The sequence below is a fragment of the Myxococcus llanfairpwllgwyngyllgogerychwyrndrobwllllantysiliogogogochensis genome, from assembly GCF_006636215.1.
Lineage (GTDB): Bacteria > Myxococcota > Myxococcia > Myxococcales > Myxococcaceae > Myxococcus > Myxococcus llanfairpwllgwyngyllgogerychwyrndrobwllllantysiliogogogochensis.
This window is the reverse complement of the sequence record NZ_VIFM01000569.1, coordinates 1-824: the sequence shown is the minus strand read 5'-3', so window position 1 is coordinate 824 and position 824 is coordinate 1. Positions and strand designations below refer to the sequence as shown.

1 protein-coding gene is annotated in these 824 nt (G+C 68.3%); it reads left to right on the top strand.

Translation table 11 applies throughout. The features are described 5' to 3' along the window. Positions 1–78: 78 nt before the first annotated feature. On the top strand, positions 79–824 hold a 746-nt coding region (locus FJV41_RS49370), incomplete at its 3' end, for a hypothetical protein (RefSeq protein WP_220137980.1).

The window sequence follows — 824 nt, the reverse complement described above, 5'->3', positions numbered from 1 at the left end:
CCGCCGCCTCCTCCCCCGAAGCCTGTTCCCAGCAACACGGCGGCAATTGTCGCCAACGGTGGAGCCGCGCTCGCTGCTGTGCTCGCGGCCACGCCGGCCGCCCCGTTGGCGCCGTTTATCGCGCTGTTCAGCCGCATCATGGGCGGCTGGATTAGCGAAGCGGAACAAGCGCGCGTCGCCCAGAAGTATCTGCGCGCCGCGCAGGACATGGCGTTGCAGCATGCGTATTACGAGGGCTACACGGGCAAATACAACCAAGCCGTCGCGCTGTGGAACGTCGGGCAATACGAGCAGGCCGACGCGCTGCTGTCCGTCGCGGATGCGGCGGGTAAAGCCAATCGGTTCAAGGTGGCCCAGCACATCGATGCGACGGAGCTTGCGAGCTACCGCGCTTGGATGGCCAAGCTCGCTCCGGATGCGAGCGCGTCCAAGATGGATAACCACCTCTGGGATGGCTACCTCTTGGGGGCAGCCGGCATCACAGGCGAGCCCAACACACGCGACTTCAACCACGGGAGCCCGGGCGGCTGGGTGCAGATTCGCCGGGCTGACGGCGTAGTCATCCGCTGGGCCGCACGCACTGGGCACCCGGACTACGAGGGCACCGTAATCCCCCCGCTGCCCCCGGAGGTCTACGAGTTCTACCAGGCGGTGCGCCGCGAAAAGGAGCGGCGCGCGTGGGTGGAAGAGGCCACGGGCCAAGGGCCGGGGGGCTACATAAACACCGTGAAGGAGGCCAGGCGGAACGGGACGTATGACGAGCCGCAAATGGAAGAGGGGCCGCCGCCGGCGCCGCCACGGCCGCCAGCTCCGCCGCCGCCCCC